This is a genomic window from Staphylococcus sp. McC-251-APC-3A2, from assembly GCF_009695665.1.
GTDB lineage: Bacteria > Bacillota > Bacilli > Staphylococcales > Staphylococcaceae > Staphylococcus > Staphylococcus cohnii.
Map to the genome: position 1 here is coordinate 889272 of NZ_VUNO01000001.1, position 21894 is coordinate 911165.

At 33.1% G+C, this 21894-nt stretch carries 22 protein-coding genes; 15 read left to right on the forward strand and 7 right to left on the reverse strand.

Annotated features, from left to right (window positions below; translation table 11 throughout):
* Nucleotides 1–297: 297 nt before the first annotated feature.
* From FYJ81_RS04240 to FYJ81_RS04270, 6 genes are all read left to right on the forward strand, one after another.
* Complete coding sequence (locus FYJ81_RS04240) at nt 298–1500, forward strand: argininosuccinate synthase (protein WP_107384479.1); 1203 nt, start codon at nt 298–300, stop codon at nt 1498–1500.
* Nucleotides 1493–2875: an argininosuccinate lyase gene (gene argH, locus FYJ81_RS04245; protein ID WP_107504538.1), complete on the forward strand. Its 1383-nt coding sequence runs from the start codon at nt 1493–1495 to the stop codon at nt 2873–2875. The genes FYJ81_RS04240 and argH overlap by 8 nt, the downstream gene beginning before the upstream one ends.
* Nucleotides 2876–3291: 416 nt before the next feature.
* On the forward strand, nt 3292–3606 hold the full coding sequence (locus tag FYJ81_RS04255) for an ArsR/SmtB family transcription factor (RefSeq protein WP_154409340.1): 315 nt from the start codon (nt 3292–3294) through the stop codon (nt 3604–3606).
* A gap of 2 nt (nt 3607–3608) precedes the next feature.
* Nucleotides 3609–4898: an arsenite efflux transporter membrane subunit ArsB gene (gene arsB / locus FYJ81_RS04260; RefSeq protein WP_107384483.1), complete on the forward strand. Its 1290-nt coding sequence runs from the start codon at nt 3609–3611 to the stop codon at nt 4896–4898.
* A gap of 17 nt (nt 4899–4915) precedes the next feature.
* Nucleotides 4916–5332, forward strand: coding sequence for an arsenate reductase (thioredoxin) (gene arsC, locus FYJ81_RS04265; RefSeq protein ID WP_154409341.1), 417 nt, complete (start codon nt 4916–4918; stop codon nt 5330–5332).
* Between the two features lie 263 nt (nt 5333–5595).
* Nucleotides 5596–6579 (forward strand): glycerophosphodiester phosphodiesterase, encoded by a 984-nt coding sequence (locus FYJ81_RS04270; RefSeq protein ID WP_154409342.1) that lies wholly within the window; start codon nt 5596–5598, stop codon nt 6577–6579.
* A 66-nt stretch (nt 6580–6645) separates the two neighbouring features.
* Here FYJ81_RS04270 and FYJ81_RS04275 read toward each other — a convergent pair whose 3' ends face one another.
* The 5 genes from FYJ81_RS04275 to FYJ81_RS04295 form a co-directional block, all read right to left on the reverse strand.
* Nucleotides 6646–7890 (reverse strand): Glu/Leu/Phe/Val family dehydrogenase, encoded by a 1245-nt coding sequence (locus FYJ81_RS04275; protein WP_107384486.1) that lies wholly within the window; start codon nt 7888–7890, stop codon nt 6646–6648.
* Between the two features lie 107 nt (nt 7891–7997).
* The gene (locus tag FYJ81_RS04280) at nt 7998–9188 is read right to left on the reverse strand and encodes an ornithine--oxo-acid transaminase (protein ID WP_107386656.1); all 1191 of its coding nucleotides are present in this window, start codon (nt 9186–9188) and stop codon (nt 7998–8000) included.
* A gap of 565 nt (nt 9189–9753) precedes the next feature.
* A complete protein-coding gene (locus tag FYJ81_RS04285) occupies nt 9754–10887 on the reverse strand; it encodes an NADH-dependent flavin oxidoreductase (protein ID WP_154409343.1) in 1134 nt (377 codons plus the stop codon).
* Nucleotides 10888–11073: 186 nt separating this feature from the next.
* Nucleotides 11074–11475: a S1 domain-containing post-transcriptional regulator Ygs gene (ygs, locus tag FYJ81_RS04290; protein ID WP_046208025.1), complete on the reverse strand. Its 402-nt coding sequence runs from the start codon at nt 11473–11475 to the stop codon at nt 11074–11076.
* Between the two features lie 431 nt (nt 11476–11906).
* Nucleotides 11907–12503, reverse strand: coding sequence for a peptidylprolyl isomerase (locus FYJ81_RS04295; protein WP_107505098.1), 597 nt, complete (start codon nt 12501–12503; stop codon nt 11907–11909).
* A gap of 67 nt (nt 12504–12570) precedes the next feature.
* Here FYJ81_RS04295 and kapB point away from each other — a divergent pair, with 67 nt between their 5' ends.
* The 9 genes from kapB (at nt 12571) to FYJ81_RS04340 (ending at nt 19655) form a co-directional block, all read left to right on the forward strand.
* The gene (kapB, locus tag FYJ81_RS04300; RefSeq protein WP_107386489.1) at nt 12571–12951 is read left to right on the forward strand and encodes a sporulation phosphorelay system protein KapB; all 381 of its coding nucleotides are present in this window, start codon (nt 12571–12573) and stop codon (nt 12949–12951) included.
* 128 nt (nt 12952–13079) lie between these two features.
* Nucleotides 13080–15497 carry a Na+/H+ antiporter subunit A gene (locus tag FYJ81_RS04305; protein WP_154409344.1) on the forward strand — a complete coding sequence of 806 codons (2418 nt, stop codon included), beginning with the start codon at nt 13080–13082 and terminating at the stop codon, nt 15495–15497.
* Entirely contained in the window at nt 15478–15906 is a 429-nt protein-coding gene (locus FYJ81_RS04310; protein WP_080760407.1) for a Na(+)/H(+) antiporter subunit B, read from the forward strand. The genes FYJ81_RS04305 and FYJ81_RS04310 overlap by 20 nt, the downstream gene beginning before the upstream one ends.
* Nucleotides 15906–16253: a Na+/H+ antiporter Mnh1 subunit C gene (mnhC1, locus tag FYJ81_RS04315; RefSeq protein WP_154409345.1), complete on the forward strand. Its 348-nt coding sequence runs from the start codon at nt 15906–15908 to the stop codon at nt 16251–16253. The genes FYJ81_RS04310 and mnhC1 overlap by 1 nt, the downstream gene beginning before the upstream one ends.
* A complete protein-coding gene (locus tag FYJ81_RS04320; RefSeq protein WP_107386491.1) occupies nt 16240–17736 on the forward strand; it encodes a Na+/H+ antiporter subunit D in 1497 nt (498 codons plus the stop codon). The genes mnhC1 and FYJ81_RS04320 overlap by 14 nt, the downstream gene beginning before the upstream one ends.
* A gap of 1 nt (nt 17737) precedes the next feature.
* On the forward strand, nt 17738–18217 hold the full coding sequence (locus tag FYJ81_RS04325) for a Na+/H+ antiporter subunit E (protein WP_154409346.1): 480 nt from the start codon (nt 17738–17740) through the stop codon (nt 18215–18217).
* The gene (locus FYJ81_RS04330) at nt 18217–18510 is read left to right on the forward strand and encodes a Na(+)/H(+) antiporter subunit F1 (protein WP_046208018.1); all 294 of its coding nucleotides are present in this window, start codon (nt 18217–18219) and stop codon (nt 18508–18510) included. The genes FYJ81_RS04325 and FYJ81_RS04330 overlap by 1 nt, the downstream gene beginning before the upstream one ends.
* The gene (locus tag FYJ81_RS04335) at nt 18488–18844 is read left to right on the forward strand and encodes a Na+/H+ antiporter subunit G1 (RefSeq protein WP_107384605.1); all 357 of its coding nucleotides are present in this window, start codon (nt 18488–18490) and stop codon (nt 18842–18844) included. Before FYJ81_RS04330 ends, FYJ81_RS04335 begins: the two co-directional genes overlap by 23 nt.
* 649 nt (nt 18845–19493) lie before the next feature.
* Complete coding sequence (locus tag FYJ81_RS04340) at nt 19494–19655, forward strand: hypothetical protein (protein WP_154409316.1); 162 nt, start codon at nt 19494–19496, stop codon at nt 19653–19655.
* A gap of 373 nt (nt 19656–20028) precedes the next feature.
* Here FYJ81_RS04340 and FYJ81_RS04345 read toward each other — a convergent pair whose 3' ends face one another.
* The gene (locus tag FYJ81_RS04345; RefSeq protein ID WP_154409347.1) at nt 20029–20409 is read right to left on the reverse strand and encodes a hotdog fold thioesterase; all 381 of its coding nucleotides are present in this window, start codon (nt 20407–20409) and stop codon (nt 20029–20031) included.
* A 30-nt stretch (nt 20410–20439) separates the two neighbouring features.
* Nucleotides 20440–21756 (reverse strand): Na+/H+ antiporter family protein, encoded by a 1317-nt coding sequence (locus FYJ81_RS04350; RefSeq protein ID WP_019469668.1) that lies wholly within the window; start codon nt 21754–21756, stop codon nt 20440–20442.
* Nucleotides 21757–21894 lie beyond the last annotated feature (138 nt).

Genomic DNA, 21894 nt, shown 5'->3' on the forward strand with positions numbered 1-21894 from the left:
ATTCAAACAACTAGCCTATAAAACAAGATTTTTTATAAATATTTTAGCTTATTCTTTTATTATATAACAAACAGAACATCTAATTATATATTCATAAATATATACATTTCTATAAATCCGACAAAATCTCAAACAAACCTATAAATAAGTACTATAAGTAAAATTTAAATTGTAAGAAATTTCTACAATTTGCATAATTATGTATAAAAATGGTTTTATTTTCATAATTCTTCTGCTATACTTACTAATATCAAATTTATAAACAACATATTAAAAAATTCAATTGAGGTGTAATATATGAAGGAAAAAATAGTTTTAGCATATTCCGGCGGTTTAGATACAAGTGTGGCAGTAAAATGGTTGATAGATAAAGGCTATGATATCGTTGCTTGCTGCTTGGATGTTGGTGAAGGTAAGGACTTAGACCTAGTTCATCAAAAAGCTTTAGATATGGGAGCAATTGAATGTCATATTATTGATGCCACTGAAGAATTCAGTGAAGATTTTGTTTCATATGCAATCAAAGGCAATTTGATGTATGAAGGCACATATCCCCTAGTCTCCGCATTATCAAGACCTTTAATTTCAAAAAAATTGGTTGAAATTGCAAGTAAAACAAATGCAGTAGGTATTGCACATGGTTGTACCGGAAAAGGTAATGACCAAGTTCGTTTTGAAGTCGCGATAAAAGCGTTAGACCCAGAGTTAAAAGTATTTGCTCCAGTGAGAGAATGGGCTTGGAGCCGTGAAGAAGAAATTGATTATGCAATCAAACATAATATTCCAGTACCTATCCAACATGATTCTCCGTATTCTATTGATCAAAATCTATGGGGAAGAAGTAATGAATGTGGTATTTTAGAAGATCCATATGCCGCACCACCTAAAGATGCATTTGACTTAACAAATGAAATTGAAGATACACCTGACGAAGCTGATGAGATCGTACTTACGTTCGAACAAGGCTTACCTATCGCTTTAAATGGTAAATCTTATAAGTTAAGTCAATTAATTTTAGATTTAAACAAATTAGCTGGTAAACATGGCATTGGTAGAATTGATCATGTGGAAAATAGACTCGTTGGTATTAAATCAAGAGAAGTATACGAAACGCCTGCAGCAGAAGTCATAATGAAAGCACACAAAGCACTTGAAACGATTACTTTAACTAAAGATGTAGCTCATTTTAAACCTGTTATTGAAAAACAATTTTCGGAACAAACATACAATGGTCTTTGGTTCTCTCCACTAACAGATAGCTTAAAAGCTTTTGTGGATAGTACACAAAAATTCGTTTCTGGTGATGTACGTATTAAATTATTTAAAGGCAGTGCTGTTGTAAACGGCAGAAAATCACCTCATACACTATATAACGAAAAATTAGCTACTTATACTAAGGAAGATGCATTTAATCAAGAATCTGCAGTCGGTTTTATTGATATCTTTGGTTTACCTACAAAAGTTAATTCTATGTTACATGGTGGTTACTTAGATGAGTAATAAAGCTTGGGGAGGAAGATTTAGTGAGCAGCCCGAAGATTGGGTCGATGAATTTAATGCCTCCATTCACTTTGATAAAACACTCATTCAATATGATGTGCAAGGAAGTATTGCTCACGCTAAAATGCTAGCCAAACAAGATATCATAACTGATGAAGACTGTAAGCAAATAGTTAATGGTTTAACAGCGATTTTAAATGATTATGAACAAGGAAATTTAACGTTCGATGTTTCTTTAGAAGATATTCATCTCAACATCGAACATGAATTAATTAAACGTATCGGTGATGCAGGTGGTAGATTGCATACAGGACGTAGCAGAAATGATCAAGTCGCTACTGATATGCACTTATATACAAAAGATGAAGTTACTCAGATTATTGAGCTCGTCAATGATTTGCAACAAACCATCGTCAATATCGCAGAACAACATGTCAATACAATTATGCCAGGTTATACGCATTTACAAAGAGCGCAGCCCATTTCATTTGCACACCATATACTAACTTATTACTGGATGTTAGATAGAGATAAATCGCGTTTTCAGGATAGTTTGAAGCGTATCGATATTTCCCCACTTGGCGCTGCTGCACTAAGTGGAACGACTTATCCAATCGATCGTCATGAAACGCAATCTTTATTGAATTTCAATTCTGTTTACGAAAACAGTATAGATGCTGTAAGCGATAGAGATTATATTGTAGAAACATTGCATAACATATCATTAACAATGATACATTTATCGCGTTTTGCTGAAGAAATTATCTTTTGGTCATCAGCAGAAGCCAATTTTGTAACTTTATCGGATGCGTTTTCAACAGGCTCGTCAATCATGCCTCAAAAGAAAAACCCTGACATGGCAGAGTTAATAAGAGGTAAAGTAGGACGTACGACAGGAAACCTAATGAGCATATTAATGACGCTCAAAGGTTTACCCTTAGCATATAACAAAGATATGCAAGAAGACAAAGAAGGCTTGTTTGATGCTGTTCACACGATAAAAGGTTCCTTGCGTATTTTTGCAGGTATGATAGATACAATGACTGTGAATGTCGATCGTCTACATCAAACTGTTTATAATGATTTTTCAAATGCTACTGAACTGGCAGATTACCTAGTCAATAAAGGAGTTCCGTTTAGAACAGCACATGAAATTGTAGGGAAAATCGTACTATGGTCAATTCAACATAATGTCTATTTATTAGATGTGCCATTGGAAGAATATCAAAATGCGCATACAAGTATCGATGCAGATATTTATGATTTCTTAAAGCCAGAAAATTGTGTTAGCCGTAGAATTAGTTATGGCTCAACTGGACAAGCAGCTGTGGAACACCAATTATCAGTCATTAAGCAGCAACAAGATACAAATTAAAAAACTTTATAACAGAATCTGGGACATAAATCTCAGAAAAATAGCACTCAGATGATTTAATTCAATTCATCTGAGTGCTCCTTTTTATTCAATACTTCTTATTGATGGCTCGCTTTCTTAAGGGACAGCTTCAGCCTGTAGTCTTCAGCTTGCCCTATTTCCACAAGAGTCTTGCCAAAATACGTCACATTTGTCCAAAACTTTTTGTCGCAGACTCTTTTTTACACTATCCAAACCGCTTCGCTTTATTACATTTCACTTACTTTACTCGATATACCTTTGTATAAGTTTAATAAATTATTCAACATCATCTATTTTTGAATAAAATCAATCCCCCCCTTTACTATTTAGCTCAAAACTATATAGACGAATTTCTATATAGATGTTAATCTATTTAGTGTTTAGGAGGTATACATATGTCTTATAAAAGACTTTCAGCATTGCTTAAAATTTTATCCGATTCAAGCAGATTAGAAATATTAGATTTACTTTCTTGTGGTGAATTATGTGCATGTGATTTGTTGGAACATTTTCAATTCTCACAACCTACACTAAGTCATCATATGAAGTCATTAGTAGATCACGAGTTAGTAAATACACGCAAAAATGGCAATAAACGTATGTACCAGCTTAATCATGCTATTTTAGATGATATCAATCAAAGTCTCAATATGATTAACACATCTAACCAACACTGCGTATGCAAAAATATGAAATCAGGTGAGTGTTAAACATGACTATTTTAGCAATTATAATTTTTCTTTTAACATTAACTTTTGTCATATGGCAACCTAAAGGATTAGATATTGGTATTACGGCTTTGGCTGGGGCTATCATAGCTATTATTACAGGTGTAGTTAGTTTTTCCGATGTAATAGAAGTAACTGGCATTGTTTGGAACGCCACATTAACATTTGTTGCTGTTATTCTTATTTCATTAATATTAGATGAAATTGGATTTTTTGAATGGTCTGCAATACATATGGTTAAAGCTTCAAAAGGTAATGGCTTAAAAATGTTTGTTTTCATCATGTTGTTAGGGTCCATAGTAGCAGCATTTTTCGCCAACGATGGCGCAGCTTTAATTTTAACACCTATCGTATTAGCAATGGTAAGAAATTTAGGATTTAATAAAAAAGTGATTTTCCCTTTTATTATCGCCAGTGGTTTTATTGCTGATACAACATCATTGCCCTTAATTGTAAGTAATTTAGTAAATATTGTTTCTGCTGATTACTTTGATATTGGCTTTATTGAATATTTTAGTCGTATGATAATCCCTAATATATTTTCTTTAATAGCTAGCATCCTCGTGTTGTGGCTTTATTTTAGAAAATCTATACCAAAAACATTCGATACTGAAAATCTTACAACGCCTAGAGATGCAATTAAAGATCCCAAATTATTCAAAATTTCATGGATTGTATTAGCCATATTGCTCGTTGGCTATCTTGTAAGTGAATTTATTCATATCCCTGTATCAATTATTGCTGGTATCATTGCTTTTATCTTTGTGCTCTTAGCTCGTAAATCTAAAGCAGTTCATACCAAGCAAGTGATTAAAGGCGCACCTTGGAACATTGTGCTATTTTCTATTGGTATGTATTTAGTAGTGTTTGGATTAAAAAACGTTGGTATCACCACAATTTTAGCAGATATATTATCCAACGTTTCAAGTTATGGATTATTTAGCAGTATCATGGGTATGGGCTTTATATCAGCCTTTTTATCATCAATTATGAACAATATGCCTACTGTATTAATAGATGCTATCGCTATTGGCCAATCTAATGTAATAGGAACGATGAAAGAAGGCATGATTTATGCGAATGTTATAGGGTCTGACTTAGGTCCTAAAATCACTCCTATCGGTTCTTTAGCAACGTTATTATGGCTACATGTTTTAACACAAAAAGGTGTAAAAATTTCATGGGGAACATATTTTAGAACAGGTATTATCATTACCATTCCAGTATTATTTGTAACATTGTTAGGTTTATACCTTACACTCATCATATTTTAAGAAAAGAGGTATCTATAATGGACAAACAAACAATTTATTTTATATGTACAGGAAACTCATGTCGTAGCCAAATGGCTGAGGGTTGGGGAAAGCATATATTAGGTGAAACGTGGCATGTCTATTCTGCTGGTATTGAAACACATGGTGTCAACTCTAAAGCTGTAGAAGCTATGAAAGAAGTAGATATTGATCTATCAAATCATACATCAGATTTGATAGATAATGAGATCTTAGCGCAAGCAGATTTGGTAGTAACATTATGTAGTGATGCAGATAAGAATTGTCCAATATTACCGCCAAATGTCAAAAAAGAACATTGGGGTTTTGATGATCCAGCTGGTAAATCGTGGTCAGAATTCCAACGTGTTAGAGATGAGATTAAGTTAGCTATTGAAAATTTTAAAAAAGATAAAACAATTAAATCACCAACATAGTAACTTTAACTACATGTAAACGTCAATTTCTATAGAAATTGACGTTTATTTTGTTGATTTGGAGTCTTATATGAAGATAGCGTGATACAAAAAATAATATTTCCTATTATATTTATACTAGAAAGATTTTAATTGTTTTAATATATTGTTATAAAAATATTAACTTTATAAAACTTAAATTTTAATCCTGTAAATGTTATTCTCAAACACACTTTTATTTTGTAGGGTTGATATGTAAATACATATCGAGGAGTGACCCATTCTTGCAAAATTTTAAAAAAGTACTATCCACGAGTATAGCAATGTTATCTTTAACTTTAATTGGAACGACATCTATAACATCAGCTAACGAAAATAACCACAATGTTCAAACACAACAACATGCCACACCATCAAACCAAAAGGATAATAACTCACATAATCCAAATAGAGCACAAAATCTAACGGGCGAGAAATATACAACGGTCGCGCATAGAGGTGCAAGTGGCTATGCGCCAGAACATACTTTTTATTCATATGATAAAAGCTATAATGCTATGGGTGCTTCTTATATCGAAATCGATCTTCAGATGACTAAAGATGGTCATCTAGTTGCAATGCATGATGAAACTGTAGATAGAACAACAAACGGTACTGGTAGAGTTGATTCATATACACTAAAGGAACTGAAACAATTAGATGCTGGAAGTAAATTTAATGCCGCAAATCCTCAGTATGCTAATTCAAATTATGTAGGTGCTAAAATCCCTACATTAGATGAAATATTAGAACGCTATGGTACAAATGCAAATTATTATATTGAAACTAAATCACCAGATGTTTACCCAGGGATGGAAGAAGCAGTATTAAAAACACTAAACAACCACAATATGCTTAATGAACAATCACTGAATCAAGGACATGTCTTATTACAATCATTTTCACCTGAAAGCTTAAGTAAATTGCATCAGTTAAATAGCAATGTCCCGTTAATCAGATTATTAGATAAAGGTGAATTACTCTCTTTAACCCAACAGGATTTTAATCAAATTCGTCAATACGCAATTGGTGTCGGCCCTGAATATACAGATTTAACAAAACAAAATGTTAAAAATCTTAAAAGGGCTGGTCTGCTCGTACATCCTTTCACCGTTAATAATGAAGCTGATATGCACCGCTTAAATCAATATGGGGTAGATGGTGTTTTCACAAATTACCCTGATTTATATAAACAAGTGATTCAAGATGATGAACAAAAAAATAAATAAAATAAAAAGAAGAAGAAGTTCTTGCGTACAAGAACTTCTTCTTTTTCTACAAATTAAAATATTTAATTAAGCCCAACCACGATAACGTGCAGCTTCAGCAGTACGTTTAATACCCACAATATAGGCTGCTAAGCGCATATCAATTTTTCTATTTTGTGATAACTCATAAATTGTATCGAAGGCTGTGATAAGTTTTTCACGCAATTTTGTATTTACTTCTTCTTCTGTCCAATAATAACCTTGATTATTTTGTACCCATTCGAAGTAAGAAACTGTTACGCCGCCTGCACTTGCTAACACATCAGGTACAAGCAATTTACCACGTTCAGTTAAAATACGTGTGCCAGCTGGTGTTGTTGGGCCATTAGCCGCTTCAACAACTATATCAGCCTTAATTTCATTTGCATTGTCTTCAGTGATTTGATTAGCAATCGCTGCAGGTACAAGAATATCACAATCAAGTTCAAACAATTCTTTATTAGAAATTGTTTCCTCGAATAGATTTGTTACAGTACCAAAGCTATCTCTTCTATCTAAAAGATAGTCGATATCAAGACCATCTGGGTCATGTAATGCACCGTAAGCATCTGAAATACCAACAATTTTTGCTCCCATATCATATAGGAATTTAGATAAGAAACTACCCGCGTTACCAAATCCTTGAATAACGATACGTGCACCTTTCAATTCTAGACCTCTTCTTTTAGCAGCTTGTTCTATTGCAATTACTACACCTAGTGCTGTAGAGCGATCTCTGCCTTGTGATCCACCTAATACAATCGGTTTACCAGTAATAAACCCTGGTGAATTAAATTTATCTAATGAACTATACTCATCCATCATCCAAGCCATGATTTGTGAGTTAGTAAATACGTCTGGTGCTGGGATATCTTTTGTAGGTCCAACAAATTGAGATATCGCACGCACATAACCACGAGATAAACGTTCAACTTCATGTATACTCATTTGTCTAGGATCACAGATGATGCCACCTTTACCGCCACCATATGGCAAGTCGACGATACCACATTTTAATGTCATCCACATAGATAATGCTTTAACTTCCTCAACGTCAACGTCTGGATGGAAACGTACCCCACCTTTTGTTGGTCCAACAGCATCATTATGTTGAGCACGATAACCTTTAAATGTTTGAACAGTACCATCATCCATACGTACAGGAATGCGTACTTCAAGGAATCTTAATGGTTCCTTTACTAAATCATACATCCCATCATCAAATCCCAATTTATGCAATGCTTCTTTAATAATTTGTTGCGTAGAAGTAACTAAATTATTATTCTCAGTCATGATTCATTTCGCCTCTTTTTCGTTACTAATGATTTCGCTTTCACGATAATTGTAACATAAGATTTTGCTTTTTAAAGGGTTTTCAAAACTTAAGTTACAGAACATTTTTATTTAAAAACATTTCTTACTTTATCCAATGCAAAGTCTAATTCTTCTTTGGAAATAATAAGAGGTGGTGCAAATCTAATTACTGTATCATGTGTTTCTTTACATAATAAACCTTCTTCTTTTAACTTTTCACAATAAGGTCTAGCATTTTCATTTAGTTCTATACCAATAAATAATCCACGACCACGTACTTCTTTAATTGCTGGATGATTGATTTTTTCAAGTTCTGATTTAAAGTACTCACCTAATTCTAAAGAACGTCCTGCTAAATCTTCATCAACTAATACATCTAAGGCTGCAATTGATACAGCACACGCTAATGGATTACCACCAAACGTTGATCCGTGTGAACCAGGCGTAAATACGCCCAATACTTCTTCATCAGCCAATACAACTGATATTGGGAATACACCACCGCCTAGAGCTTTACCTAAAATATATACGTCTGGTTTTACATCATCCCAATCAGTAGCAAATAATTTTCCTGAACGTCCAAGTCCTGCTTGAATTTCATCAGCAATAAATAATACATTATGTTCATCACATAATTCTCTAATTTCTTTTAAATAACCTTCTGGTGGGACATTGATTCCTGCTTCTCCTTGAATAGGTTCAATTAAAATAGCAGCTGTATTTTCATTGATTGCTTCTTTAACAGCATCTATGTTACCAAAATCGACTTTTCGGAACCCATCTAATAATGGACCATAGCCTCGTTGATATTCTGGTTCAGATGACAATGATACTGGCGCCATTGTTCGACCATGGAAGTTACCATTGAATGCAATAATTTCAGCTTGATCAGGTGCAATATCTTTCACATCATAAGCCCAACGTCGCGCAGCTTTCAATGCTGTTTCAACTGCTTCTGCACCTGTATTCATAGGTAAGGCTTTGTCTTTACCAGCTAACTTACATATTTTTTCATACCATGCTCCTAAGTTATCACTATGAAATGCACGTGATACTAAAGTCACTTTGTCAGCTTGATCTTTTAAAGCCTGAATAATTTTAGGATGTCTGTGACCCTGGTTTACTGCAGAATAAGCAGATAGCATATCCATATATTTATTTCCTTCAGGATCTTTAACCCATACACCTTCAGCTTCTGAAATTACAATTGGAAGCGGCACATAATTGTGCGCACCGTAATGATTTGTTAATTCAATGATTTCTTCAGATCTTGACATAATATCTCCCCTTTGTATGAATTATATAATAATTTATTGGCAATACTCATTCATAGCATAACGTATTTATTCACTTACGAAAACTATTTTCCGAAAATACTATAAAATCGTAGATACAGAACTCACATAGCAACTTTTAAATATTAAATTTAGAATATAGCTATCAAAATGTAAGCCTTTACATTAATATAATGACACATTCCCGACTGTTTACACAAGCCAATTTTAATAAATTTATTAATTCTTCTTGATTAAAATCACTATCACAAGATTTATGCTAATTTTAGTGTCTGAAATTTATAATATTTTATATAAAAAATCGTTAAATATCTCCGACATATATGCTATATCTGCCTAAAAAACGTCAGCAGCAACAACCATTGACTGTTATAAATATAAAAGGTTACTTTAACGTTCATCAAAATTTTATACAAACAAAAAACGTCAATTTCTATATATATTCAATAGAAATTGACGTTGCTTCATTAGTAAAATGTTTATACTTACCTTCATTATGAAAATATAGTGGTGTTAAATACTATAAACATCTTCATATTCAAAGATTTTATTTATTGTCTGTTCTTGGTAATGGGTAAAAGCCTTTATTAAATTGTTCCCATAATTTTGGTGGCAGATGGTGTTTATCTGCTCTTTGTGGATCAAAGTGAGATAGAATTTCATCTTCTTTTCCATCTTTAATTTTACTTACAAAATTATGATCCAACAAGATTTCTCGTCCTAATGCGACGAGTTCTACACCTGTTGATTCAATTGCTTCAATAGCCTGTTCAGCCGTAAAGATAGATCCTATACCTATTAGTGGCATGCGTCCATTAATCCACTCTAAAATGAGTTTAATACGTTCTTGCCCTTTGTACTGGCCTTCACGTGTTTGAGAGTGAATATCCATTAATGAAACATGTAAGTAATCTAAAGTTTTTTCTATTAATAGCTCAATTAGTTCTTTTGTAATTTCCATGCTTATACCCGGAGATTCAGCTTCTTCAGGAGAAAATCTATATCCAACGATAAAATCTTTACTACCATATTTTTTAACAGTTTCAGTTACTTCGTCTACTACACTTGTAGCAAATTTATAACGGTCTTCTCCCCATTCATCATTACGACGATTATAATATGGAGATACAAATTGATGGATTAAATAATGGTTTGCACCGTGAATTTCAACACCATCAAAGCCAGCTTCAATGACTCTGCGAGTTGCTTCACCAAATGCTTTTATTGTTGATTCAATTTCATCATTAGTAATTTTACGTGCTTGATGGACTTCTTGCTCACCGAAACTTTTTAATGATATAGGGCTTGGTGCCGCAACATCACCATCAGGCGTTAAATTAGGTAAAGATTGTGCACCACCGTGATGTATTTGGACAACCGCTTTCGCACCATTTTTCTTCATAGCTTTTGCCAAACGTTTTAAGCCTTCTAAATTAGAATCATGCGCTACTGAAGGTTGCCCAGGAAAAGCTTTACCTAAATCTGTAACATTGCTTGCTGCTGAAATTGCTAAACCAACATCTTTAGAACGTTGTTCCATGTACACAACCTCTTCATTAGAAATCGTACCATCATCATTAGATGAAACATGCGTTAATGGGGCTAGTACAAATCGATTATCTAAAACAACTTGATTTGGTAATTTTAATTTTTCAAATAACGGTTGAAATTTTTTGTCCATTAAATTAAATCCTCCTAATATACAATATACTTAAGTGTCATTGCATAATCACTTTAAGCGATTTTAATTCTAACTTTCCTGATTTTAAATATAAAACTATATGCTCACGCATATAGTTTTATAGTGTTATCTTAACTTACAAATTTACCTTACAAATAAAAAACACTAACATCTTAAAATAAGATGTTAGTGTTTTTTAAAAGATGATTGTTCATCTTTTATCGCGTTTTTGGACTGTTTAATCCAAACCGGTAAGCGTTCTTTAATTGTTTGAAACCCATACTTTTCGGTTTCTTTAATTTCATCTAATACTGATTGCTTTTCTTTTTTACGTTCATAATTTTTAAAATAGTCGTTATCTTTTAAAGAAAGATTTAACTTTCCTTCTTTATCAATTGAAATGACTTTCGCTTTGACAATTTGTCCTTCCGATAAAAACTTTTTTAAATTATGGACGTAATCATCCATAATTTCAGAAATATGGATTAATCCTTCAGTATTGTCAGGGGTTTCTACAAAAGCGCCATACGGTTGAATACCAGTCACACGAACTTTGATATGTTGACCTACTTTATAGTGATTATTCAACGTGATAACCCCTTATTTCGTTTTACTTAACATGTTCATAATAGCATAAATCATTCAATGGTACTAATATTACCTAGAAAAATTTCACGATTTTTCAAAATTCAGTTATACAATACTTGCTTGAATTGGGATTGCATCTCATTATACAAAGGTATTTGAACAACTCCTAAGAATGTTACTTGATTCAATCCTTTCAAAATAAAAAATATCAAATGATTGGTCAGAAAGTGATTTTATTTAATGTGTTTGCATCGCCATGTTCTGACAAAGATAACTAAAAAATATCAATATAATAGTAAGAGGCTGGAACAATTAATTTGTCCCAGCCTCTTAGACTTCTCTATATTTTTAATATAATCGATTAATGTTTCATTAAAATTCAAAACGATAAAAGATCGTTTTACTTACTACCGTTCAAACTACGTTTTATATTATTTTTCAATAATGTCTATCGAATCAATCGTGATATCATGTAAAGGTTTATCTTGCGGTCCTACCTTTGTTGCAGCAATATCTTCTAACGTAGATTCACCTTCTAATAACTGACCAAAAACAGTATGTTTTTGATCTAACCAAGGTGTACCACCCTTTTCACCATAAGCTTTGACAATTGGTTCCGGCCAACCACCATCTGCAAGTTGGCTAAGCATAGATTCTGGTACTTCCTTCATTTGAACAATAAAGAATTGTGAACCGTTAGTATTCGGACCAGAATTTGCCATTGATAAAGCACCGTATAGATTGAATGCTTCAAGTGAAAATTCATCTTCAAACGGACCTCCATAAATACTTTCACCACCCATACCAGTTGCAGTTGGGTCGCCTCCTTGTACCATGAAGTCATTGATGACACGATGGAAAGAAATACCATCATAGTAGCCATTTTTCGCATGTGTAACAAAGTTCTCTACTGTTTTAGGTGCAATATCAGGTAATAATTTGAAAGCCATATCACCCTTATTCGTATGCATAACCATTTTTATTTCATTTTCGTTTACTTCTGAATTTAGCTGAGGATAGTTCGACATTTTTATTCTCCATTTCATGTTAAGATGATATATGTATTCTAACATAAAATGAGGGGTGTATTGAATTATGTTATATCGTTTTGCACATAAAACTGGAAGTTATGGTGTATCTGTTATAGAAGAGGATGACAATCAAGTACTTGTTCAAATTGAACAGGTCATTAAACATCCAAAGCAAGGTGACTTGCACCATCCAAATGAAACGAAGAATGTATTTTTTCACGAGCGCAAAGCTTTAAGTCAATTTGAAAAGCGTTATACGTCAAAATCCAAACTTAGACCATTTAATGTAGAAGAACTGGATTATATACAATCTTTACAAATTGCAATTACAAATTTAGAAAATAAATTAAAAGAAGAAAATACTGAATATGCTAATTGCTCACTTGCTAATTTAGCACAATTAAAAAAAGATTATTCAATTCAATATAAACAAAATTTTGAATAAAAATACCGTGTTTCTTCTTATTTAAAACAAACTTTAAATTAAAGCTCCACAAGGGTTAACGTGGTTTTTCAGAATAGTCTTATTCATGTATAATGACCTTATACTATTTTAAAAAGGAGGATAAAATAATGAGTTTGATACATATAGCGGTATTATTACCGTTAATATTTGCACTCATTATTCCAATTGTATATCGCATACATAAGCGTATACATTTAGGATGGTTTGTGTTACCTATCCCCGTCGTCTTATTTATATATTTTCTATCAATCATTTCGACAACAATGTCAGGCAAAAGCGTAGTACATAAAGTAAATTGGATGCCTCATTTTGGCATGAATTTCGATTTATACGTTGATGGCTTAGGCTTATTATTCAGTTTACTAATAACTGGCATCGGAAGCTTGGTTGTATTATATTCCATTAGTTATTTAAGTCGACAAGAGCAATTAGGTCATTTTTATTGTTACCTTTTGCTTTTTATGGGTGCCATGTTAGGGGTCGTATTATCAGATAATATCATTATCTTATATCTGTTTTGGGAGTTAACTTCCTTTTCAAGTTTTCTACTCATTTCATTTTGGAGAACAAAACAAGCATCTATTTATGGTGCACAAAAATCAATGCTCATAACTGTGTTGGGTGGTCTTTCTCTGCTAGGTGGACTTATTTTACTATCACTTGCAGGTAATTCTACTAGTATTCAAACACTCATTAATCATGCGTCTGAAATCCAAACAAGCCCTTACTTTATATTGTCTATGATCTTTGTAATCATAGGAGCGATGACTAAATCAGCTCAGTTTCCATTCTATGTTTGGTTACCAGATGCAATGGAAGCGCCAACGCCAGTTAGTGCTTACTTGCATTCAGCAACAATGGTTAAAGCTGGTCTTTATTTAGTTGCACGTATGACACCAATATTCGCGCTTTCACAAGGTTGGATTTGGACGATTACTGCAGTGGGGCTAATCACTCTGTTTTGGGCATCGTTAAATGCAACAAAGCAACAAGACTTAAAAGGTATCTTAGCTTTTTCAACTGTCTCACAACTTGGCATGATTATGTCAATGTTAGGTATCGGAGCAGTTAGTTATCATTTCGAAGGCTCAGACAGTCAAATTTACGTTGCTGCCTTTACGGCAGCTGTGTTTCACCTTATAAATCATGCTACTTTTAAAGGTGCATTATTTATGGTAACTGGTGCGATTGATCACAGTACGGGAATACGTGATGTCAATAAATTGGGTGGCTTAGTAACCATCATGCCAATTTCTTTTACCATTACGTTAATTACATCATTGAGTATGGCAGGTATTCCTCCATTTAATGGTTTCTTATCAAAAGAGAAATTTCTTGAAAGTATGATTGAAGTTACGCACGCTAATATCTTCAGTTTAAATAGTATTGGTATACTCATACCAATCGTGGCAATTTTAGGTAGCGTATTCACTTTTGTCTATGCTGTTAGGTTTATTGGTCAAATATTCTTAGGTAGCTATAAACCAAATAATTTACCAAAATCAGCTCATGAAGTTTCAAAATTAATGCTAATTTCTCCAGGTATATTAGCAATACTCGTCATTGTTTTTGGGTTCTTCCCTTCAATATTGACTGGGACAATCATTGAACCAGCAGTAAACGCAATCAGTCATAATACTAACGCAACAGCTGAGTTTCATATGTTCCATGGATTTACACCAGCCTTTTTCTCAACATTAGGCATTTACATCGCTGGAATTTTGTTAATACTTAGCTTTGGTTATTGGATTAGCTTATTAAAAGCACAACCTACAAAACTAACAATCAATTATTGGTATGATAAATTTGGAACGGTATTCCCAGGCTATTCAAGTCAATTTACTAACACTTACGTTACTGGGTTTACTCGTAATAACTTATTAATCATCTTCGCGTCTTTAATCGTAATCACACTTGTGACATTATTAGTAACACCATTCAGTGTTAACTTCAAAGATGTTAGTGAAATCAGACCATTTGAATTGATCATCGTAGTCATTATCATTACAGCAGCATCTATGATTATATTTGCACGCTCTCGCCTATTCAGTATCATCATGGCAAGTGCAGTAGGATATGCAGTAGCGATCTTCTTTATTTTCTTTGGTGCACCAGACTTAGCATTGACGCAATTTGTTGTAGAATCTATTTCTACTGCATTGTTCTTATTATGTTTCTATCATTTGCCGAATTTAAATAGACACAACGAATCAACTTCATATAAATGGCTGAACATTATTATTGCCATCGGTGCTGGTACCGTTGTAACAGTATTAGGTTTAATCACTTACGGTAATAGACACTTTGGCTCAATTGGAGAATTTTATAAAGCGCATGTATATGATTTAGCACATGGTACAAACATGGTCAACGTTATTCTAGTTGATTTCCGTGGTACCGATACTTTATTCGAATCCTCTGTACTAGGTATTGCAGGTTTAGGTGTTTACACAATGATTAAACTTCGTTATAAAAACAAACCAAATGATGAAGGAGGAACTCACATTGAAAAGACAGAAAAATAATTTAATTTTCCAATACTCAGCTATCGTGATTTTCTTCTTAATCGTTATGTTTGGTTTACACCTATTTTTAACAGGACATTATACACCTGGTGGCGGTTTCGTCGGTGGCCTACTACTATCAAGTTCACTTGTGATTGTAGCAGTGGCTTACGATATTAAGACTATGCGTAAAATATACCCATGGGACTTCAAGAAACTCATTGGTATCGGGTTATTCTTTTGTTTAGCTACACCTATGGCGAGTTGGCTATACAATAAAAACTTCTTTACGCATACGCCATTTGAGATTCCATTAGGTATTTTAAAACCTATAGAAATGCACACTGCCACATTTTTCGATTTAGGTGTTTTATGTGCGGTTGTTGGCACAATAATGACTATAATATTAGCGATTGGAGAGAATGAGTAATGGAAATAGTGATGATTTTTGTTTGTGGTATTCTCACTACAATGAGCGTCTATCTCATTCTTTCTAAAAGTTTGATACGCATCATTATTGGGACTACATTACAAACACATACAGCTAATTTATTCTTAATAACTATGGGTGGTCTTAAGAAAGGTGAAGTCCCTATTTATGAAAAAGGGTTCACTTCATATGTAGATCCAATTCCACAAGCACTCATATTAACAGCAATAGTAATTTCATTTTCTGTAACAGCCTTTTTCTTAGTATTGGCTTTTAGAAGCTATAAAGAACTAGGTACAGACAACGTAGAAAGTATGAAAGGGGTGCTAGATAATGATAGAGAGTAATCTTATTATTTCATTACTCGTCATACCAATGTTAACAATTATTGCATTAATTTTTATTGGTAAACGCCCTAAAATTAAACGCTACGTTGCATTAACAGGTACTGCAATTACATTAATTTTTGCTTTTATAAATTTAAAAAATATTCTCAGAGATGGACCTATAAAACTCGAACTTGGTTCATGGGATGCACCATATAGTATTGTTTTTGTTACAGATATTTTTAGTATTTTACTTGTGATTACAAGTTTAATTGTAACGATGTTGATTATTTTATATTCATATCAATCTGTAGGTATCGAGCGTGAAACATATTACTATTATTTTGCCATAATGTTTATGCTCACTGGTGTTATAGGGTCATTTATAACTGGTGATATTTTCAACCTTTTCGTATTCTTTGAAGTATTTTTAATGGCATCTTATATTTTATTAGTTATTGGTGGCACACAAGTTCAATTGAGTGAAACGATAAAATATGTACTTGTGAATGTGACATCTTCTGCTTTCTTTGTTATAGCCGTCGCAATGCTTTATTCTGTTGTAGGCACATTGAATTTAGCAGATATTAGTGAAAAATTAAGTCAACTGTCAACACAAGATAAAGGAATTATCAGTATTATATTTATTATGTTTATCTTTGTCTTTGCTACAAAAGCTGGTGTGTTCCCAATGTATATCTGGCTACCAGGCGCTTATTATGCGCCACCTATAGCAATTATTGCCTTCTTTGGTGCATTGTTAACAAAAGTTGGCGTTTACGCAATAGCTAGAACAGCAAGCTTATTCTTTGGTGATTCTTCTAACTTTTCACTGTACACCATTTTATTCTTAGCCTTACTTACAATTATTTTTGGTTGTGTAGGCGCAGTTAGCTACTTTGATACTAAAAAAATCATAATTTATAATATTATGATTGCTGTTGGTGTCATTTTAGTAGGTGTAGCAATGATGAATCAGGCCGGTATGATGGGAGCAATTTATTATACATTACATGACATGTTGATTAAAGCAGCACTATTTTTCTTAATTGGTGTCATGTATAAAATCACCAAGACACACGATTTACGTAAGTATGGTGGTTTAATCAAACATTACCCTGTATTAGGCTGGTCTTTCTTTATCGCTGCTTTGAGTTTAGCCGGTATACCACCGTTAAGCGGTTTTTATGGAAAATATTACATTGTTCAAGCTACTTTCGAAAAAGGATTTTATTTAAGTGGTATGATTGTTTTATTATCTAGTTTAGTTGTACTTTACTCAGTTATTCGTATTTTCTTAAAAGGTTTCTTCGGAGAATCTGAAGGTTATGAAGTCAACCCTAAACTGCAATACAAAGGTATTTTAACAGTAGCTGTTATTGCAGTTGCTATATCAGTAATATTTGGCCTATCCGCTGACTTTTTACAACCAATCATAAAAGATGCTGCCGAAACATTCTATAATCCTAGTGTTTATATAGACAGCGTATTGGGGGGCAAATAATATGGCAATTCAAATATTAGTAAATTTAATTTTATCAGTGTTTTGGCTATTTGTAACAGGTAGCTATACATTTAATAATTTCCTATTAGGTTATATATTTGGTCAATTGTTAGTATTCCTGATGCGTGGTGTCTTACCCGGTAGATTTTATATTATTACTATTTATAAAATTATAAAATTATTTATCGTCTTTTTAGTAGAATTAGTTAAAGCAAATATTGATGTTATTAGAATCGTTACTAAACCTAAAATTAACAATGAACCCGCCTTTTTTACGTATCCAACAGATTTGAAAAAAGATTGGCAAATTGTGTTGTTATCAAACTTGATTACACTCACACCTGGTACGATTGTTCTAGGTATCAGTGATGATCGCAAACAAATATATATTCACAGTATTGATTTCAGTACTAAAGAAGAAGAAATTGAAAGTATTAAATCATCACTTGAAAAAGTGGTAAGAGAGGTAGGCGAGTATTAATGAACTACAACGTGATATTAATCGTGGCATTAGTTATTGTAACATTGTCAATGTTTGGTATGCTTGTTCGTGTCATTATCGGCCCTTCTCTTGCTGATAGGGTTGTGGCACTTGATGCAATGGGTATCCAACTGATGGCGATTGTAGCACTATTTAGTATTTTCTTGGGTACTAAATATATGATGGTTGCCATTTTATTAATTGGTATTTTAGCGTTTTTAGGAACTGCAGTGTTTGCAAAATATATGGATAAAGGTAAGGTGATTGAGCATGATAACAACGATCATCATTAGTATAGCTCTTATTTTGGTTATCCTTGGCTCACTCATAAGTGCACTAGCTGCGATTGGCCTCTTACGTTTAGATGATGTATATGCACGTGCGCATGCTGCTGGTAAAGCTGCTACATTAGGAGCAATGTTACTTATAAGTGGTGTTTTCTTATATTTCATAGGTCGTGAAGGTTATGTAAATATGCAATTACTTATCGGTATATTATTCATTTTGATCACGGGGCCGTTAGCAAGTCACCTTATTATTAAATCAGCATATAATTTGAAGACACCCGCTTCAAAAAGAACAAAACGTGATGACATACAAGAAGACTTAAAAGATACAAAATTGTAATATCATTTAATTACGCATTCCAATATCAGGAATGCGTATTTTTTATTCCATAACAGGTTTCAAAGATACATTAATGCAACAGCTGATTATCAAACAAATCATTACAAATGATGACGCAACTGTGTCAGATTCAGGGCTGCCTTCTACTTCTGCTCATTTAGAATGGTTAACCCTATTTATTTGTATCAGGTGGTCTAGCCGACTTAAAACTCAGCCCTTTTGAATGAAATATCATGGGTGCCTGTGAAGCAGCATCAAAAATTTCAAATACTATGTTATCAAAAAGGACTGTTGACAAAGTCTCTGACTTTGTTGGCAGTTTCTTTGTGCACGCTTTCCGCGGGCACTGCCTTAGCCTGTAGTCTTAGGCTAGTGCTATTCCCACAGGAGTCGGCATAAATCACTGCCAATATCACACTAAAATATTACTAATTCAGAGACTATCTTGTCTCATTGATTTGAATTTCTAAAAATTGAAATGGCTAAGACTGTTGACAAAGTCTCTGACTTTGTTGGCAGTTTTTTATGCACGCTTTCCGCGGGCACTACCTTAGCCTGTAGTCTTCGGCTAGTGCTATTTCCGCAGGAGTCGGCATAAATCACTGCCAATATTATAATATATATAAATTAAGCAGTGGTGGTGTTTATTATGTTGAATAAATCAATTGATAAAAGAGATCAATATGAAATGATTTCTATCTTTGACTTAGTCGCTAATAGTCATTTATTACGTAAAGTCGATGCGATATTAGATTTAAATTTTATATATGAACTTGTCGAAGACAAATATTTGAGAAAATATAAGAAATAGCTATCAAAATAATTTAATAGATTACTCATCTTTATTTATTGATGCTACGCATATTAAAGCAAATGCAAATAAGAATAAGTATACAACTGAATTAGCTGAGAAGGACACACTCTATTTTCAAGAAGAATTAAATAATGAAATTAAAGAATAAAGATTAGTTCAAGGGGAAAAGTCCTATTTGAAAAAACGATATAATTAGAAAATAAACAAACCCTTCGCAAATTAATACGAAGGAGGTTTGTCTATTTTCTGAAAGGACTCATCCGCTAACTGTGAATGAGTCCTTTACATATAATTTATTTTTAAAACTTAATTAGCATTTAAAAATCTGATTTCATTAAAGTAAATATCATTAATCTAATACTTCAATGCCTTACTGCCGTTTACGTGATTTAATGGCAATTGTACCTCTCATAACACATATCAGTCTATCATTTTGATCTTTGATATCTATGTTCCAAACTTGGGTTGTACTACCTTCATGAATGATTGTAGCAGTCGCAAATATCGTTCCTTCAGTCGTCGAACCTATATGATTTGCATTCATTTCGAGACCTAAAGGAATAAAATGCTCTGTGTCAATAATGTCAGCAGCTCCCATTGAGCATGCTGTCTCTCCAAGCGCTAAGCTCGCACCACCATGTAAAAAGCCAAATGGTTGTTTCACTTCATCTGTGACTGGCATAGACATAACCATAAGTCCATGTTCTTGTCGCTCTACTTTTATCTTTAAAGCATCAAGCATATTTGCCATTGAAGACACCTCTTTTTCTTATTCTTAGGTCTATAATATCATAGCTGCAATAGTGCCAAAAATGATTAGAGGAATATTATAAAAAACAAAGTTTGGAATACATGTATCACGAATGTGATCATGTTGACCATCAACATCTAAACCTGCTGTAGGACCTAATGTTGAATCGCTCGCAGGTGACCCCGAATCTCCTAATGCACTCGCCGTTCCTATCAAAGCAATTAATGCCATGGTACTTAGTCCCAAAGATTCACCTAATGGCACAAACAACGTTGCAATAATAGGTATTGTAGCAAATGATGAGCCAATTCCTAAAGTCACGACCAAACCAATAATGTACATTACAATAATACTAACTAATTTATTTTCTCCAATAACACCACTAAGCCCACTTACTAAATTACCTATATCTCCTGTTTCATTCATTACACCTGCAAAACCATTTGCTGATAAAATCACAACACCTATAAATGACATGATTTTAATACCATCTACAAATTTTTGATCTAACTCAGTCCACTTATAAGCACGTGAAATGAAGAAAACAAGTACGCCGGCTAAAGCTCCAAATATCATAGAATCAGTGAACATCTGTACTAAAAAAGTAGCAATAATAGAAATAATCGTTACTACGAGAACATAAGGTCTAATTTCAATTTCACTCATATCTTTAATGTCTTTATGTTCAGAGTATTTTCTAGGTTTTCTATAATAATAAATACCTGCGATTAAGCCAACAATATAGCCTAATGATGGAATCAGCATTGCTTTCCATATCATACCCATTTCAATTGGATGATCTGCTTTAGAGAATCCACTTTGAATGATTTGGTGGAAAATCTGACCGAAACCATATGGTAATAAAACATATGGCCAACATAAACCAAAGCCAATAATTATTGCAATTTGTCTTCTATCTATATTAAGTTCATTAAACAAACTTATTAATGGAGGTATTACAATTGGGATAAATGCAATATGTACAGGTATTAAGTTTTGACTCATTACACTCATAATTAATAGTGCACCGATAATAATAACTTTAACTTTAATACGTGACATTTTACTGTTTTCTGCATGAATCGCATTGATAATCTTATTTACTAAATAGTCTGTAATACCACTATAAGAAATCAACGCAGCAAATCCACCTAATAAAGCATAACTTAATGCTACTTCAGCACCATCAACAATATTTTTACCAAATACAGATACAATGTCTGTGACGCTCATACCTGCGATTAAGCCACCAACTAGTGCACTGATAAATAAGCTTATAACAACATTTAATCTACATAAACAGAGTACAATCATCAGTACCACTGCTATAACAACTGCATTTATCACAAAAGCACAACTCCTTTATTACGTTATCGAACTAAAGTATCACGAGATTTATAATAACAATTGCTTATCAAATTGTCAATCCTATCTTTAGATATATTTATTCAAAACTTTATACTAAAATGAGACATGCTTCATAAA

What these genes read in the sequence shown, in the direction of transcription:
- FYJ81_RS04305 (WP_154409344.1), top strand. Translation starts at nt 13,080, where the DNA reads ATGAGTTTGATACATATAGCGGTATTATTACCGTTAATATTTGCACTC.
- arsB (WP_107384483.1), top strand. Translation starts at nt 3,609, where the DNA reads ATGACTATTTTAGCAATTATAATTTTTCTTTTAACATTAACTTTTGTC.
- FYJ81_RS04275 (WP_107384486.1), bottom strand. Translation starts at nt 7,890, where the DNA reads ATGACTGAGAATAATAATTTAGTTACTTCTACGCAACAAATTATTAAA.
- argH (WP_107504538.1), top strand. Translation starts at nt 1,493, where the DNA reads ATGAGTAATAAAGCTTGGGGAGGAAGATTTAGTGAGCAGCCCGAAGAT.
- FYJ81_RS04295 (WP_107505098.1), bottom strand. Translation starts at nt 12,503, where the DNA reads ATGTCGAACTATCCTCAGCTAAATTCAGAAGTAAACGAAAATGAAATA.
- FYJ81_RS04335 (WP_107384605.1), top strand. Translation starts at nt 18,488, where the DNA reads ATGATAACAACGATCATCATTAGTATAGCTCTTATTTTGGTTATCCTT.
- mnhC1 (WP_154409345.1), top strand. Translation starts at nt 15,906, where the DNA reads ATGGAAATAGTGATGATTTTTGTTTGTGGTATTCTCACTACAATGAGC.
- FYJ81_RS04320 (WP_107386491.1), top strand. Translation starts at nt 16,240, where the DNA reads ATGATAGAGAGTAATCTTATTATTTCATTACTCGTCATACCAATGTTA.
- FYJ81_RS04240 (WP_107384479.1), top strand. Translation starts at nt 298, where the DNA reads ATGAAGGAAAAAATAGTTTTAGCATATTCCGGCGGTTTAGATACAAGT.
- FYJ81_RS04285 (WP_154409343.1), bottom strand. Translation starts at nt 10,887, where the DNA reads ATGGACAAAAAATTTCAACCGTTATTTGAAAAATTAAAATTACCAAAT.
- FYJ81_RS04345 (WP_154409347.1), bottom strand. Translation starts at nt 20,409, where the DNA reads ATGGCAAATATGCTTGATGCTTTAAAGATAAAAGTAGAGCGACAAGAA.
- arsC (WP_154409341.1), top strand. Translation starts at nt 4,916, where the DNA reads ATGGACAAACAAACAATTTATTTTATATGTACAGGAAACTCATGTCGT.
- FYJ81_RS04280 (WP_107386656.1), bottom strand. Translation starts at nt 9,188, where the DNA reads ATGTCAAGATCTGAAGAAATCATTGAATTAACAAATCATTACGGTGCG.
- FYJ81_RS04340 (WP_154409316.1), top strand. Translation starts at nt 19,494, where the DNA reads ATGTTGAATAAATCAATTGATAAAAGAGATCAATATGAAATGATTTCT.
- FYJ81_RS04325 (WP_154409346.1), top strand. Translation starts at nt 17,738, where the DNA reads ATGGCAATTCAAATATTAGTAAATTTAATTTTATCAGTGTTTTGGCTA.
- FYJ81_RS04330 (WP_046208018.1), top strand. Translation starts at nt 18,217, where the DNA reads ATGAACTACAACGTGATATTAATCGTGGCATTAGTTATTGTAACATTG.
- FYJ81_RS04255 (WP_154409340.1), top strand. Translation starts at nt 3,292, where the DNA reads ATGTCTTATAAAAGACTTTCAGCATTGCTTAAAATTTTATCCGATTCA.
- kapB (WP_107386489.1), top strand. Translation starts at nt 12,571, where the DNA reads ATGTTATATCGTTTTGCACATAAAACTGGAAGTTATGGTGTATCTGTT.